Origin of the sequence: Leptotrichia sp. oral taxon 417, assembly GCF_013394865.1 — a bacterium.
Lineage (GTDB): Bacteria > Fusobacteriota > Fusobacteriia > Fusobacteriales > Leptotrichiaceae > Leptotrichia > Leptotrichia wadei_A.
Window position 1 is genome coordinate 1,383,138 of sequence record NZ_JABXYV010000001.1, and the last position, 15,296, is coordinate 1,398,433.

Sequence of the window (15,296 nt, forward strand, 5' to 3'; positions counted from 1 at the left end):
TATCATAGGCATATCCTTTTTTCAATTTTTTTTACAAAAAAAGCAATTCATCTCCCACTTATAGAAGTCGGAGACTTCTTGCTATCTTTTGTTAAAATCCTACAACTCCCGATACTTAACTTCCGTTATCTTCGATATTTTCTCAATAACACCATTTTCTTCCTTTTCTTCCCCAGCATGACTATTCCCATTTTTATAGACAATTTCTTTTAAATTTAAGTCTGATTTTTTTAATAAATCAACTGTCAATAAAATCTGATTAAGCACACCTTTTTTATTTTTTGAAACAATAATAACTTCCGAATTTTTTCTAAATTCACACATAAAGTCCAGAATACTGTAGCTTCCTTCCAGTTTTAACAAAAGCCCTCCAGTAATTCTGACAAAAATATAGTCATTTTCAATTAATGCCAAGTTTATTTTTTCACGTAAATTTTTCAAATCAGTTTTTTCATTTCCACTCATTTGCCCATTTACAACAATCGTTTTTATTTTTTTATCATCAACAAATTGCTCCTCATACATTTTTTCAACAAATTTCTTGCCAACGTTAATTTCCGTTCCAACAATAAAATATATTTTTCCTTTTTTATCATCTCTATACCTTACAATATGGTGTCTGCGACATCTTGCCTCATAATTTTCACTTGCCCCAACCATAACCAGCGGATCGTCATAATATGCAGGCTCTCCATTGATAAGACGCTGGCTCGCATAAGCAGGTTTTCCGCAAACCATGCAAATTGCATGAAGCTTATCCACCTGATCGGCAATGCTCATCAGTTTCGGTACAGGCTCATAAGGCTCTGCCCTGAAGCTCATATCAAGACCTGCGACAATCACTCTTTTCCCATATTCCACATACTTCTTGCAAAAATCAACAATCTTTTCCCCAAAAAACTGTACTTCATCAATGCCAATCACTTCAGCATCAACATTTTTTTCCATAATTTCTTCCATCTGGGAAACATCGCTCACAGGATAGGCCCTGAAACTGTTATTTTCATGTGAAAATACTCCATTTTCCCCATATCTATTGTCAATCGCATGTTTAAATGCAACTATTTTCTGTTTTGCATACTCTGCACGTCTAAGCCGTCTTATAAGCTCCTCGCTTTTCCCTGAATACATGCTTCCAGTAACGACTTCCAATGTTCCAATTTTAGAATTTTGTATCATTTTATCTTTCCTCTTTTTTTATTATTGAATATTTAAATAAATTACGTTTTAAAAAGGGGCTTTTGCCCCTTACATACCTTTAATTCAGATTCTCTTATTTTTTATTTTGTCTAAATGAATCAAACATATTTTTCGCATTGCTGTATAAAACCTTAACTTCATAAGGCTTTACGTTAACTTGAATTTTTTTGTCAGAAATTGCATAATTTTCCTTTAAATTCAGCTGATTTCTGTAAAATCCAAATAATTTTGGTACTTGCAACGATAATGGATACTCATCTGACCCGTTATTTACCACTATTATCATTGACTCATCTCCATCTGATATTTCATAGGAAATAAAGTCTGTATTTGGTCTTGCAGGATTTATATCACGTCCTTGATATAATTTTGCCCGTCTTTTCTGGTCATCTAGATAAGCTGTAATTTCTGAGTCAATACGTCCTTTTGTCTTTGGATCGCTATAAACTTCAAGTATTCTTAATTTCCCGTTTTTAAATAAGTTTTTATGCTCTTTCCGTACTTTTAACAATGCCCTGTAATGATTTTCAATATCAGGATTGCTTTTTACAGGATATGAAATCCACTTTTGAACTTCATTTACTTCCACAACGCTCGGCAAACTTCTAAGCCTGTCTTTATATTTGATAATATTGTCAGTTTCATTGTCATAGGGTTCATAATCCTCCCATAACATAGGCTTTCTATTTCTAGGCGAATCTGCTCCCCACATTCCCTTTTCATCTCCATAATATATAATTGGCGTGGCAGGCAGCATCATTTGCATTGCAACTACTCTTTTTAATTTATTTACAGCAGTTCCATCGTAAAGATCTGGACGGATATTTAAATATCCTTGATCCGACTGGTTATTTCTATCATAAACCCTGTTTGGATTTATCATTCCGCTAAAAATTCTGTCTGTATCAAGCGATCCGATAAACACTTGTGTCATATTAAAGCGATTGCTTGAATATCTGTTATAAATTTCATTTAATTTTGTTGCAAATTCAACTCCGCCAATACGGAAATTTGGATTAGTATTTACAGTATATTTTATAATATTGTTAATAATATTATAATCTGCTCCACTATCATAAATTCCATCTTCAATATCTTTTGTAATGCTATTTGAAACTTCCCCTGTAATCAGCAAGTCTGGCTTATACTTTTTCAAATTTTCTGTAATATTTGCAATATATTCCTTATTCGCATTATCATAGTAAACATATCTTATCCCATCAATCCCGTCATCATAAATTTCCTTCTTAAATGTCCCGTCAGGCCCTAAAATCCATTTTTTCATTGCATTTTCAATATAATTTCTAACTTCGGGATTTTTTAAGTCAAGCACAGTATCCTTCAAATACCAGTTTGAAAATTCCTTATTATTTATCGCAAAAAATCTGTTCGATGTAGTGTCAGCAGCCACTTCCAGAACCACTTTCAGCCCTTTCTGATGGGCCTTTTTCACAAGACTAGCCAGTTTTAAGTCAGAATCAGTCCAAACCCATGTTTTTGGATCTAGCAAGTCTTCATCAAGCAAGTTTTTATCAGTTTCAGGATTAAAAATAAGCAAATTCAATTCCATATCCCCATTGTTATTATGAACTTTTGACTTTATGTCAAGCCCTTTAGATGTTCCAGTCTGCTCTATGTAGCCAAAATACGGATCAACGTGATTAAAGTAAATTGTGTCGTATTTATGGTTAGAAAGCGAATAAAATGGCGATGATAAAATTATATATTCTACACCAAGATCTTTAATATAATCAAGTTTTTCAATTATTCCTTCTAAGTCTCCGCCATAATAACGTGTGTAATTTTGAACATCATTTAACGTATTTTCTTCCCACTCATTCTTTTCCTCATAATTACTATTCCATTCATTTAGCGAAAATTGTGGCTTCTCATTTCCACCCCAATACGCCAAAACTAAATCTTTTTTTGATCTTCCTGAACGAATTTCCCCAGTAGGCTCAGCAAAGTCATCTGTCCCAAATTCGTTAAAAATCGCATCATTATCCACATCTCCATTTCTAAATGAATCAATGTAAATCTGGTATCCTACAGAACCTCTAGCCCATTCTGGAATCGTTGTTAATTTATTTGAACGTGAAAACTCAAATCTTTCTATGTCCTTTAGATTTTTTGAAATATTTCTTCCCATATAATATTTTGTCTTGTCATCTGTCAGCACAAAATAATAACTTGACACACTGCTTGGGATTTCAGCCATAAAAATTTCATTTCCACCATAGTTTCCAATTCCACGCATCAGCTTTTTCCCGCCATCATAGACAACTTCCGCAGAATAAACATCATTATTTTTTGTTCTTAACATAATTTTCACATTATTCCCATTAAGCACCCTAAATTCAGTATCCTCTTTGTGAACTAACGAATTTAAGTCAATAATCCCATCATTTCTCTGACTATATTTCAATGATTCATTTGATTTAGAAACATCTGCATTTTCATCTGCCGCATCAGTTTTATCATTATCATCAACTTTTTCATTTTCTTCCAAATTTTCACTATTTTTTTTATTATTTCTTTTTGCCGCACTAATCAAGTAATTCTCCTGAATATTCACAGTATCATTTACATTTTCGTGAAAATTCTCATTCTGTACAGAAGCTGAAAATGAAATAACTGAACTTACTAAAAACAGCAAAAGTTTCATCTTTAATTTAAAACTCATATTTCTCCTCTATTCATCTTAATTTCCCTAGCCGCAGCCAGACAAAAAACAGTTATTCTTATATTCCTGGTATTTTTTCCATTGTCAAACTGCTCTAAAATACTATTCTTAATTTCCCTAAGCGTAGCCCCAGTCGTTACAATATCATCAAGTATCAGAATATTTTTATTCCTAAAATCAATATTTCCAGAAATTTTAAAAGCTCCTTTTATATTTTTATTCCTGTCTTCCTCATTTAAAATTTCAGCCATCTTTTTCGTATTCTTAATCCGTTCAAGCTGAACATAATTAACCTTTAAAAAATTCAAAATTTCATCAACTTGATTATATCCTCTCTCATTCTTCCTTTTCCTGCTGACAGGCACACTCACAACAACATCTATTTTTTCCCTTTTTAAAACATAATAAAACTCCTCTTTTACCAATTCAGCAATCAATTTTGCCATAATCTTCCTATGATTATATTTATAGGAATAAATCAATCTCTTAAATTCCCTGTTATAATCCCATACATAGTAAATATTATTTAATTTCCGCAATTTTTTTAAGCTGTTCAAAATATTTCTTGTATCCTTTGACACAATATCACACTCAACCAGTTCCTCCCCAGAAATTATATCCCGATTCCTAAACAAAATTCCTTTAAAATTAAATATTATTTTCCCAAAAACTTTAGACTGGATCTTCAACCTTCTGAATTATCTTGGTTGAGTACATTTCCGTATATCCACAGTTTTTACATATTTTCAAATAAAATGTATCAATGGCTATCTTTGCTCCAACAGCCTTTTTTGTAGGAATAGCCACCTTTTTTATTTCAAATATATCCATTCCGCATTTACAGCATTTTTCATCATTTCTCATATAACCACCTCAAAACGCATTTTTTAACCATTCAATATTTCCAGAGTCCTTACTTACTCCAACAACATCATACCTCACATTCCTATCCCAATTTTTTTTCAAAAGATAAACCTGCGAACTGGCAAGAATCCTGTTCTGCTTCTCCTCCGTTACCATCTCAATCGCCGATCCAAAAAAGTCATTTCTTCGATACTTAACTTCCACAAACACAAGCGTCTGGCTACTCTTCTCAAAAAAAATCAGATCAATCTCCCCAAATTTAGTATAAAAATTACTCTCAACAAACACAAGCCCCTGCAAAATCAAATATTCCTTCGCTACATTCTCATACTTAAACCCAACTTCCCTTTTATTCATTCTAACTCTCTTTTCCCCCTTTTTTGATATTATACCACAAATATCTATATTTATTCTTTTAATATAATACCAATTTTTTACTTTTTTTTCAAGACTGGAAAATTTTCTCTTCTTTTTTTATTATTTAATTCTTTTAATTTTTTTCCTTATCTTTCCACCCTAATCCACTTTCTTTAAATATTTCCTCAATTTTATTTATTTTAAAATTTTTAATTTCATCATCTGTCTATATCAAAAGAAATATAGTCTCTTTCTCTTTCATATAATTTGACATCTTTATAAAATTCTATTCCTGTTATTTCATCAGTAATATTTTGAATATTTATTTTTTAACTTTTTAAAATACTTTCTTTTTTCATTGAATTTTGACATAATTTATATGTTAATAATATTTTAAGTTTATATTTTTCTATTTTTCTTAACTTCATAAACACTTCTCCAATTATACTTAAAATTTTTTTATTTACCCAGTCCTATAACTAATTGTTCACTCAATTGTTCTATACCTGGCTCAGAAAATATTTTATTATACCAGTAGTCAGCTAATTTTTTATCACCCAATTCAGAAGCTAAACTTCTTGCTATCGACATTGCTATTGCTTTTTTATTATTAGCAGGAATAGAGTAATATTTTAATGCCTGTCTTAAATCTCCTGCATCTTCATAAATCTCGCCCAAATAAAAATTAGAATCAACATCTCCCCCATCAATTGCCATTTGAATCCATTTTTTAGCCGTTTCCACATCTTTTTTCTCATCATAGTAATATGATCCAACATCTCCTGCTGCTCTTGAAACTCCTTTTTCATAAGCAATTTTATATTTTTCAACAGCTTTTTCATTTGATATATCTGAATACATTTTTGCTATTTCATAATAACCTTCATTATTAAGTTTTGCAGCTTCTAAAAATATTTTTTCAGCTTTTTCATAATCCTTTTTTTCAATAAATTTATTTGCTTCCTCTGTTAAATTAAAATATTGCTTTTCTTTTTCTGTTCCAAGCATATATTCAATATTTTTTTTCATATAATACTCAACATGATAAATTTCTGTTTCTTCTAGTATTTGTTTTTGACATCTTTTTAGTTCTTCCCAATTTTTTTCTTTATAGTACATTTTTGCAAGAATATAAATTGAACGTCCTTCCTTTTTATTAGCAGCCTTTTCCAAATATTTTCTAGCCTTTTCTGTTTCATTTTTCTCATAATAAAATTTCCCTAACCTGTATAAAGAATTTTCTGAATTATTTACTATTCCTTTTTTATACCATTTTTCTGCCTCTTTTAATTTACCATTTTCTTCTTCAATCATTCCTATATATGTTGCTGCTTCAACATTTTTATATTTATATGCCATGATATAGGCTTCTTTTGCTCTTTTTTTATCGTTCATTCTTCCAGCATATAGCATACCTAAATAATAATATCCTTCTGATTTATTATATTTCAGACTTTCTTTTAAAATTTCTTCTGATTTTAAGTAATCTCCAGAGGCTTTATAATATTCCGAATTTAAAAGTAATTCGTCAAACATTTCATTATTTGTATAATTAGAGTCTTTATTTTTAAAATAAATTAATGCTATTAACACTAGTATTAATAATATTCCTGATACAGCAATTATATATTTTTTATTTCTCATAACGAGTAACTCCTAAATATTTGATTTTCAGTATATTTTAAAATTTTTTTCAAATTTATTTCAGCTATTTTAAGAAATTCTGATTTTCTTATCTATTTATATTTTTTAAGATTTGAGATGTTAAATTTTCTATTCCTGGTTCTGTAAGTATCCTATTATACCAATATTTTCCTAGTTTTTCTTCTCCTAACTCAAAAGCAATTTCACCTGCAGAAAACATTGCAACTGCATTCTTATTATTTGCTGATTTTGAATAATATTCATATGCTTTTTTTAAATCTCTTGCATTATCGTATAATTCACCCATATAAAAATTCGAATCAACATCTCCTCCATCAATTGCTTTCTGTATCCATATTTTAGCTTTTTCTGTATCTTTGTTTATATAATAATATGATCCTATATTACTTGCTGCTTTCGCTATGCCTTTTTCATAAGCAACTTCATATTTCTTTATTGCTTCTTCTATTGAAATATATCTATACATTTCTGCAATTTGATAATATCCTTCTTTATTTAATTTTGAAGCTTCCAACAAAATTTCTTCTGCTTTCTCATATTCCTCTTTGTAAATATGTTCGTTAGCTTTTTCTACTAAATCAAAATATTTATTCTCATTTTCATTTCCAAGCATATACTCAATATTTTTTTTCATTTCATTTGAAACATCTTTTAATTGAACTTCTTCTAACAATTGTTTTTGGTATTTTTTTATTCCTTCCCTATTTTTTTCTTTATAATAAATTTTTGCAAGAATATAAATTGCCTCCCCTCTTTTTCGTTCTGCAGATTTTTCTAAATATTTTTTTGCATTTTCCATATTATTTTGATTATAATAAAAATTCCCTATAAGATAAAAAGAATACTCCAAATTACTTTTTATTCCTTCTTTATACCATTTCTCCGCTTCTTTAAAATTTCCTTTATCTTCTTCTATAAATCCTATCATAGAAGCTGCTTCAAAATTCTTTTTCTTATATGCCACCATGTATGCTTCTTTCGCTTTTTCCTTATCATTAAAATAATTTGCATACAATGCTCCTAAATAGTAGTAACCTTTAACTTTGCTATATTTTAAACTTTCTTTTGTAATTTTTTCTGCATTTTTATAATCCTCTGCTTCTATATGCTCATTAGCCTTTTCAATTAGTTCTTCAAATTTTTTATTGTCATTTTCTTTTTTTTCTGCTATTTTTATATAAAAAAATGAACATAATAATATTATAATAAAAAAAATAATATAAAAACCTCTAGATTTTCTATTCATAATCATAGCTGATCTCCTTTTATTATTGTTCAAGACCTTTCATCCTTTTAAAAAAATATTTTTTCTTTGCTTCTTCGTATTTATTTTCTTATCAAGGAATCTACTTCATCAATTAATTCAAATTTTTTATTTTCATTCTCATTTCCTAACATCAAGTCTATTTTTAACATTATTTCATCATCTATTCCATTCATTTTATTTTTTCCAAACATTTTTTCCTTTAAGCTATGAATCTTACTCTTATTTTTCCTCTGTAATAAATCGTCATAAGATAATATATTCCTTCGGCATCATTTCCATCTTCTACTTTTAACAAATATTTTTTTGCTTCCTCATAATATTTTTCAGAATTTTTATAATTACCTTCATCTCTTTCTACATCTCCTAAAGATATTAATTCCAGATATTTTTTATCCTCATTTTTAACTCTATTTGCGGGTTTAGAGCAACTTATTATAGTAAAACTTAATAACCATAAAAATAAAATAGTTAGCAAATATTTACTATAAAATTTTTTTAATTTCCACAAAATCATAACTGTTCTCCTATTTTCTAAACTTCCTTTTTAAAAAATACTATTTTTTAAGATTTGTATTCTTATTTTATTATTTTCTCTTTTCCCAAAAATTTTTCCTTATCTTTTCACTCTACTCCGCTTTCTTTAAATATTTTCTCACTTCCATCCAATATCTTCTTCAAAAATGTCTTCCTATGATACCTGCAAGCCCCTTTTTTAACCAAAATCTCTCTATGTTTCTTAGTTCCATACCCTTTATGCTTCTCAAACTCATATTCAGGAAATTCCTTTGCGATTTCACAAAGTATTCTATCCCTCGTAACCTTTGCCACAATCGAAGCTGCCGCAATTGCAATCGACTTTCCATCTCCTTTCACAATGCACTCCTGCTCTCCTTCATACTCACGAATCAAATGATTACCATCAACTAGAACTATATCAAATCCAGATTTTCCCGCCACTTGGCTAATCGCACGCCGCATTGCCAGAAATGTTGCATTCAAAATATTCATCTCATCAATTTCCTTTTCTGAAGCAATCCCAATTCCCACAATGCAATTTTTTTCTATTGCCTCAAACAATCTCTCCCTTTTCTTTTCAGTCAATTTCTTTGAATCATTAATTTCCTGCAGCTCTGGAAAATCCTGATTTACAATAACCGCCCCAGCCACAACTGGCCCAGCCAAAGGCCCTCTCCCAGCCTCATCAACCCCAACAACAATTTTATTATATTTTTTATCAAATTCTAGTAGTTCGTTTTTTTTATTTTCTAATTTTTTTTCATCCATAAGTTTTTTCCTCTATTTTTTGTAAATTTATTAAAAATTTTCAAGCTCCAGCCCACATTTTTTCAGCGCCTTTTTAAAATCTTCCGGCAATTCTGCAATAAATTCCATATTCTCTTCTGTAATTGGATGTTGAAATTCCAGTTTATAGGCATGAAGCATTTGCCGTTTTTCACTGTCTGGCCTTCCATAAACACTATCGCCCAAAATTGGGTATCCCAGATGTTTCATGTGAACTCTGATTTGGTGAGTTCTTCCAGTTTCAATATGAACTTTAACAAGTGTAAACTTTTCCGCCTGTGAAATTACTTCATAATTGGTAATTGCAGTTTTTCCTGAATTTAAATCATTTATTACAGCCATTTTCTTTCTGTCGTTTTTATCACGTCCGATTTGTGTTACAATTCTCCCGCTTTTTTGATTCAATTTTCCCTTCAAAATTGCAAGATAAGTTTTTTTCACAGTTTTATCATGAAACATTTGCGACAATTTCAGATGTGCCTTGTCATTCTTTGCAATTATCAAAAGTCCGCTCGTATCCTTATCCAGCCTATGCACAATACCAGGACGGATTTCCCCATTTATCCCTGATAAATCCTTGATGTGATATAAAATTGCATTTACAAGCGTTCCCGAATAATGCCCATTTGCAGGATGAACAACAATTCCAGCCCTTTTATTAATAACTGCCAAATCATTGTCCTCATAAATTATTTCAATATCAATATTTTCAGGCTTAATCTCAACTGTTTCCAACTCTGGAATTACGACTTTTACCATATCATTTTCTTCAATTTTATAAGCTGGCTTTGTCTTTTTCCCATTTACTAAAATATTTTCATCTTTTATAAGCTGCTGAATCCGTGTCCGTGTCAACTCCAGCCTTTCTGATAAAAATTTATCAATCCTGCTCCCAGCCTCTTCACTTAAAATAACGATATTTTGATCATTCTCACTATTTTCAGTATCAATTTCATCTTCAAATTCACTTTCAATTTCATATTTTTCTTTCTTTTCATTCATAATTATCTATTTTTCTTTCTTTTATAATTTTTTATTTCCCAAAATTTCATTCCCTTTTAAAATTTATCCCGTCAATACAATGATTATAAATTAATTCCTTAATTTCATCCATATTATTAGTTTCATAAAATTTCACAAGCAATTCCAAAAATTCCTCCTGATATTTTATAGGAACTGAAATAATCCCTGCACCATTTTGAATCATCACCTGATTTGCCGCCATCATGCTTGTCCTTTTATTTCCATCATAAAAAAGCTGGCTTCTCATTAAATATAGCATTAAGTTTATTGCTTTTTCTGTTGCAGAATTTTCACTTTCTAAAATCTTGTTCAAACTGTCATTCACTTTTTCTTTATCAGGAATTTCAGGCTTCCAATCTGTTCCACCCATACTGACATCAGAAAATCTCAATTGTCCTGGGAAAGGATTTACATTTGCCTCTCCAATAAGTTGATTTATTTTACAGATATAATTTAAATCAACTAGATATTCAATATTTTCCAAAATAAATTCCCACGAATGTTTCAAATTAACAATGGCATTTATATCCTTAACTTTCATATTTTGAATTCCCAGCCCTTGAAAAATCGTTTCAGTCTGAGAATAAGTCACAGCTATTCCTTCCAAATTTGCTGATTTCCAAATAGAATCTACTATATTCCTTTTTGCAACAAAAATATTTTCCTCCAATGTCATTTTATACTTGTCTTCCATAAATTCACTCTTTTCTAAAAATTTTTCATCAATTTCTTAACTCTCATCATCACATTTCTGAAAAATATCCATTTCCTCTGAATACCCTCGATTATGATGGTTCTTAGCCAAAATTGCTACTTCCTCATCAATTTTTTCCAACTTTTCAAAACTTCTTTGTGCATGATTTTGCAATTCTGTCTTAAATCCCAATTTATGCAGAACTCTCGTTACAATCGACACATTCCCCTTCCCGCAGTCGTGCAGAAGTGCTAATTTCAAATACTTCTCATCATTTTTCAAGTCTGTTTTTCTCACTTTTTTATAAACTTCAAGCGAATGAAACTTATCATAATCTGACATTTCCAAAAATATTTTTTTTTCATTCTCTGACAGCCTTTTCAAAGCCTCATTCATATAAGCCCTATTAATCTTCGGCTTAAAATACTCTATCGCTTTCCTAATAATATACATTTTTCCAACCTCTTTTACATATTTTTAATTTATATCTAATTTTATTGCTAGACATTCTCAATAGCCACACAAACTTAAAATTTAATGAATATCCTGAGATTCCTTGCCAGGAAATAGATGAAATATATTCTCTATTTTTCTCAGTTTCTACATTTCCTTCACAACTATATCTCCAAAAAATTTCTTCAACTTCCTGATGTTTTTCCCATTTTTCCCAATAAATTCCCCTTTATCCTTCTTTTCAACAAAAAATACTGTAAAATAGACATTTCTCTCAATTTTTTTAATTTTAGCAATTCCACCAATATTTTTTAATTCCTCATTCAAGCCATTTATTTTACTTGCAGAATTTTCTGCTTCTAAACTTTTTTCATTTAATTTCACAAAATCTTTTCCATAATTCTCATTTTCTAAAGCCATCAGTTCTTCAATATTTTCCACATCAAAAAAACTGATTTTCTCCAATTCCTCTGAAAATCCAACTTTCTCCAATGTCAAATATTTCCCGTCAAGCGCCTTGGCTTTTATCCCTAATTTTCTATTTTCAAAGTTTTTATTGTTTAATTTTTCAATATCAAGCTTTGTGTTATTTAAAATGAAATTACTCATAATTCGCACCTGCTGCGGCAAAAATCCATCTCCCACAAAATATAGCCTGCCATTTTCATATTTCACAAAAACTTCCCTTATATGATTCTTTAATTTTTTCCCCTTTTCTGAAGTAAATTCGTAAAAATCCCTTTTCCCAGACACTTTCTCACAAATCTGATTTATTCTCTCTTCATTATTTTTTACAAGATGTTTTGGATATTTATAAATATAATATCTTTTTTGAATCATCTGTGGAAATTCTAAAAATGGCAATGTTCTTACTATTTTATTAATTTTCAGCCCTTCTATTTCCAAAAATTTTAATTTAAAAAAATCAATAACATCTTTGGAATTTATATAAAGAATATTTTCCTTTGCACTCACATTCGCATCAGTCCTTCCAGCCTGCTGAATTCCTTTGAATATTTTGATTTTGTTACTTTCCAAAATTTTTCTAAATTCTGCTTTTATACTTTTTTTATTCGGATTTTCATCAAAAGAGTCAAACTTTTCTCCATTATATTCTATAAAAAACATGTATCCAAAATATTTTGTATTCTCAAAATCCCTTATTAATTTATTCACTATTATCTCTCCATTTTTTATTTCTTTACTTTATAAATTTCCCTAACATATTTTCCAATCTAAATTTTTCATAATTCAAAATTACTTTATTATTTATTCAATTATAATTGAATATATTTTATCATTTTCTCCAATAAATGTATAGGTATTCTCCTTTAATTTAAAGTAAAAAAAAATCAATTTCTCTATTATTCCATGTTATACTTGACTTATCAAAATTATTTTAAAAATTTAGAGGTGATTATTTATGTTAGAGGTGATTATTTATGAAATCAGGTTATGAAATTTTGAATGATCCTTTTCTTAACAAAGGAACAGCATTTACAAAAGAAGAAAGAGAAAAATATGGATTATTGGGACTATTGCCAGCACAATTCCAAACGATAGAAACTCAAGCGAAACAAGTTTACAAACAATTTCAAGCGAAAGATAAATTAATAGAAAAAAGACATTTTTTGATGGAAATTTTTAACACAAATAGAACATTATTTTATTATTTATTTAATGAACACGTTGTTGAGTTTATGCCTATTGTTTATGATCCTGTAATTGCAGAAAGTATAGAAAATTACAGCGAATTATTTGTAAATCCTCAGAATGCGGCTTATTTGTCAGTAAAAGAACCAGAAAATATAGAAATAACTTTAAAAAATGCATCAAGTGATAGAAACGTTCGATTGATAGTTGTTACTGATGCTGAAGGAATTTTAGGAATTGGAGATTGGGGGACTAATGGAGTGGATATTTCAGTTGGAAAGTTAATGGTTTATACTGCTGCAGCTGGAATTGATCCTTCTACAGTTCTTCCAGTTGTGATTGATGCAGGTACGAATAGAAAAGAATTGTTGGAAAATGAATTTTATTTGGGAAATAAATTTGAAAGAGTTAGAGGTGACGAATATTATAACTTTATTGATAAATTTGTAAAAACAGCTGAGAAAATTTTTCCAGATTTATATCTTCATTGGGAAGACTTTGGAAGATTAAATGCTGCTAATATTTTAAAAAAATATGAAAATGAAATTTCAACTTTTAATGATGACATACAGGGAACAGGAATTATTACTTTAGCTGGAATTTTAGGAGCATTAAAAATTTCTGGTGAAAAACTTACAGACCAAGTTTATATGTGTTTTGGTGCAGGAACTGCTGGAGCTGGAATTGCCAAAAGAATTTTTGATGAAATGATTGAACAAGGACTTTCTGAAACCGAAGCAAAAAAGCATTTTTATTTAGTTGATAAGCAAGGATTATTGTTTGAAGATACAGAAGGATTGACACCAGAACAAATTCCTTTTGTGAGAAAGCGTGATGAATTTGAAAATTCTGATGAACTAATAACTTTAGAAGCAGCGGTTAAAGCTATAAAACCAACAATTTTAGTAGGAACTTCAACGGTACCAAAAACTTTTACAAAAGAAATCATACAAGAAATGGCAAAGCATACCAAAAGACCTATAATTTTTCCATTAAGCAATCCTACAAAATTAGCAGAAGCATCTGCGAAGGATCTTATTAAATGGACAGATGGAAGAGCACTTATTGCAACAGGAATTCCATCAGATCCAATAGAATATAAAGGAACTGTTTATGAAATTGGACAAGCTAATAACGCATTAATTTATCCTGGATTAGGACTTGGAATTATTGCAACAAAATCAAGACTTGTAAATAACAAGATAATTTCAGCAGCAGCTCATTCATTAGGGGGAATTATTGATACAAACAAACCTGGTGCTGCAGTACTTCCACCTGTATCAAAATTAACAGAATTTTCTGAAACAGTGGCACTTGCAGTAGGAGAAAGTGTATTAGAACAAAAATTAAATAGAGAACCTGTTGATAATTTGAAAGAAGTGATTGAAAATACAAAATGGATTCCTGAATACAAAAAACTTTAATTAGCTTGTTGATTTTTTTAACTTTTTAAAGTAAAATGAAAATATATAAAAATATTAGGAGATGATTTTATGAAAATAGCAATGGCTGGAGATCATGCTGGATTTAATTTAAAAAAGGAAATTAAGGAATTGCTGGAATCACAAGGACATGAAGTTATAGATTTCGGACCTTTTAATGAAGAATCTTGTGACTTGCCTGATTTTATTTATCCTGCTTCACTTGCAGTAAGTAAGCTAGAAGTTGACAGGGGAATCTTTATAGATGGTGTTGGTTATGGAAGTGCCTTAATTGCAAATAAAATTTACGGTGTTTACGCTGCTGTCTGCCAAGATCCATTTTGTGCAGGTCTAGCCCGTTCCCACTCAAATACAAACGTGCTTTGCCTTGGTGGAAAAATTATTGGTTCTGCCATCGCACAAGAAATTGTAAAAACATGGATGACTACTGATTACTTAATAAATGAAAAAAGATATACAAGCAGGGTTGACAAAGTAATTGAAATTGCTGAAAAACATATAAGAAAAGACATTTAAACAATCAAACTATGTCTATTATTATAGCAAATCTGTCTTAAAGCTGAACTTGAAAACTGCAGCTGCTTTACTCAAGACCTAAATTTATAAATTTTAAATAGATTTGAGTATAGTAACAAAATTAAAGAAAAAGAAAAAACCGGAAGTCAATTTCTCTTCCGATTTTTTTATTACTTA

Annotated in this window: 16 protein-coding genes; 2 read left to right on the plus strand and 14 right to left on the minus strand. The window is 29.7% G+C overall.

Annotated features, from left to right (window positions below; genetic code table 11):
• Positions 1-99: 99 nt before the first annotated feature.
• From HW276_RS06475 to HW276_RS06535, 14 genes are all read right to left on the minus strand, one after another.
• Entirely contained in the window at positions 100-1,179 is a 1,080-nt protein-coding gene (locus tag HW276_RS06475) for a thymidine kinase (RefSeq protein WP_178937861.1), read from the minus strand.
• 94 nt (positions 1,180-1,273) lie between these two features.
• On the minus strand, positions 1,274-3,883 hold the full coding sequence (locus HW276_RS06480; protein ID WP_147003693.1) for an alpha-amylase family glycosyl hydrolase: 2,610 nt from the start codon (positions 3,881-3,883) through the stop codon (positions 1,274-1,276).
• Complete coding sequence (locus tag HW276_RS06485) at positions 3,880-4,464, minus strand: ComF family protein (protein ID WP_370464630.1); 585 nt, start codon at positions 4,462-4,464, stop codon at positions 3,880-3,882. The genes HW276_RS06480 and HW276_RS06485 overlap by 4 nt, the downstream gene beginning before the upstream one ends.
• A gap of 91 nt (positions 4,465-4,555) precedes the next feature.
• On the minus strand, positions 4,556-4,747 hold the full coding sequence (locus tag HW276_RS06490; protein WP_018449928.1) for a zinc ribbon domain-containing protein: 192 nt from the start codon (positions 4,745-4,747) through the stop codon (positions 4,556-4,558).
• 9 nt (positions 4,748-4,756) lie between these two features.
• Entirely contained in the window at positions 4,757-5,104 is a 348-nt protein-coding gene (locus HW276_RS06495) for a YraN family protein (RefSeq protein WP_147003695.1), read from the minus strand.
• A gap of 459 nt (positions 5,105-5,563) precedes the next feature.
• Positions 5,564-6,748 (minus strand): lipopolysaccharide assembly protein LapB, encoded by a 1,185-nt coding sequence (locus HW276_RS06500; RefSeq protein WP_178937863.1) that lies wholly within the window; start codon positions 6,746-6,748, stop codon positions 5,564-5,566.
• A gap of 88 nt (positions 6,749-6,836) precedes the next feature.
• On the minus strand, positions 6,837-8,021 hold the full coding sequence (locus tag HW276_RS06505) for a hypothetical protein (RefSeq protein WP_178937864.1): 1,185 nt from the start codon (positions 8,019-8,021) through the stop codon (positions 6,837-6,839).
• Positions 8,022-8,095: 74 nt separating this feature from the next.
• Positions 8,096-8,227 (minus strand): hypothetical protein, encoded by a 132-nt coding sequence (locus tag HW276_RS11820; RefSeq protein WP_255460378.1) that lies wholly within the window; start codon positions 8,225-8,227, stop codon positions 8,096-8,098.
• An 8-nt stretch (positions 8,228-8,235) separates the two neighbouring features.
• Positions 8,236-8,550, minus strand: coding sequence for a hypothetical protein (locus HW276_RS06510; RefSeq protein ID WP_178937865.1), 315 nt, complete (start codon positions 8,548-8,550; stop codon positions 8,236-8,238).
• A gap of 107 nt (positions 8,551-8,657) precedes the next feature.
• Positions 8,658-9,320, minus strand: coding sequence for a ribonuclease HII (locus tag HW276_RS06515; RefSeq protein ID WP_178937866.1), 663 nt, complete (start codon positions 9,318-9,320; stop codon positions 8,658-8,660).
• 30 nt (positions 9,321-9,350) lie between these two features.
• The gene (locus HW276_RS06520; RefSeq protein ID WP_178937867.1) at positions 9,351-10,340 is read right to left on the minus strand and encodes an RluA family pseudouridine synthase; all 990 of its coding nucleotides are present in this window, start codon (positions 10,338-10,340) and stop codon (positions 9,351-9,353) included.
• 46 nt (positions 10,341-10,386) lie between these two features.
• Positions 10,387-11,055, minus strand: a complete 669-nt coding sequence (locus tag HW276_RS06525) for a Fic family protein (RefSeq protein WP_178937868.1) — start codon at positions 11,053-11,055, stop codon at positions 10,387-10,389.
• A gap of 36 nt (positions 11,056-11,091) precedes the next feature.
• A complete protein-coding gene (locus HW276_RS06530; protein ID WP_178937869.1) occupies positions 11,092-11,508 on the minus strand; it encodes an HD domain-containing protein in 417 nt (138 codons plus the stop codon).
• Between the two features lie 147 nt (positions 11,509-11,655).
• The gene (locus tag HW276_RS06535) at positions 11,656-12,684 is read right to left on the minus strand and encodes a pseudouridylate synthase (RefSeq protein WP_178937870.1); all 1,029 of its coding nucleotides are present in this window, start codon (positions 12,682-12,684) and stop codon (positions 11,656-11,658) included.
• Between the two features lie 266 nt (positions 12,685-12,950).
• Between HW276_RS06535 and HW276_RS06540 the strand changes: the two genes are divergently transcribed.
• Positions 12,951-14,585, plus strand: coding sequence for a malolactic enzyme (locus HW276_RS06540; protein WP_178937871.1), 1,635 nt, complete (start codon positions 12,951-12,953; stop codon positions 14,583-14,585).
• 69 nt (positions 14,586-14,654) lie between these two features.
• Positions 14,655-15,119 (plus strand): RpiB/LacA/LacB family sugar-phosphate isomerase, encoded by a 465-nt coding sequence (locus HW276_RS06545; RefSeq protein ID WP_178937872.1) that lies wholly within the window; start codon positions 14,655-14,657, stop codon positions 15,117-15,119.
• Positions 15,120-15,296 lie beyond the last annotated feature (177 nt).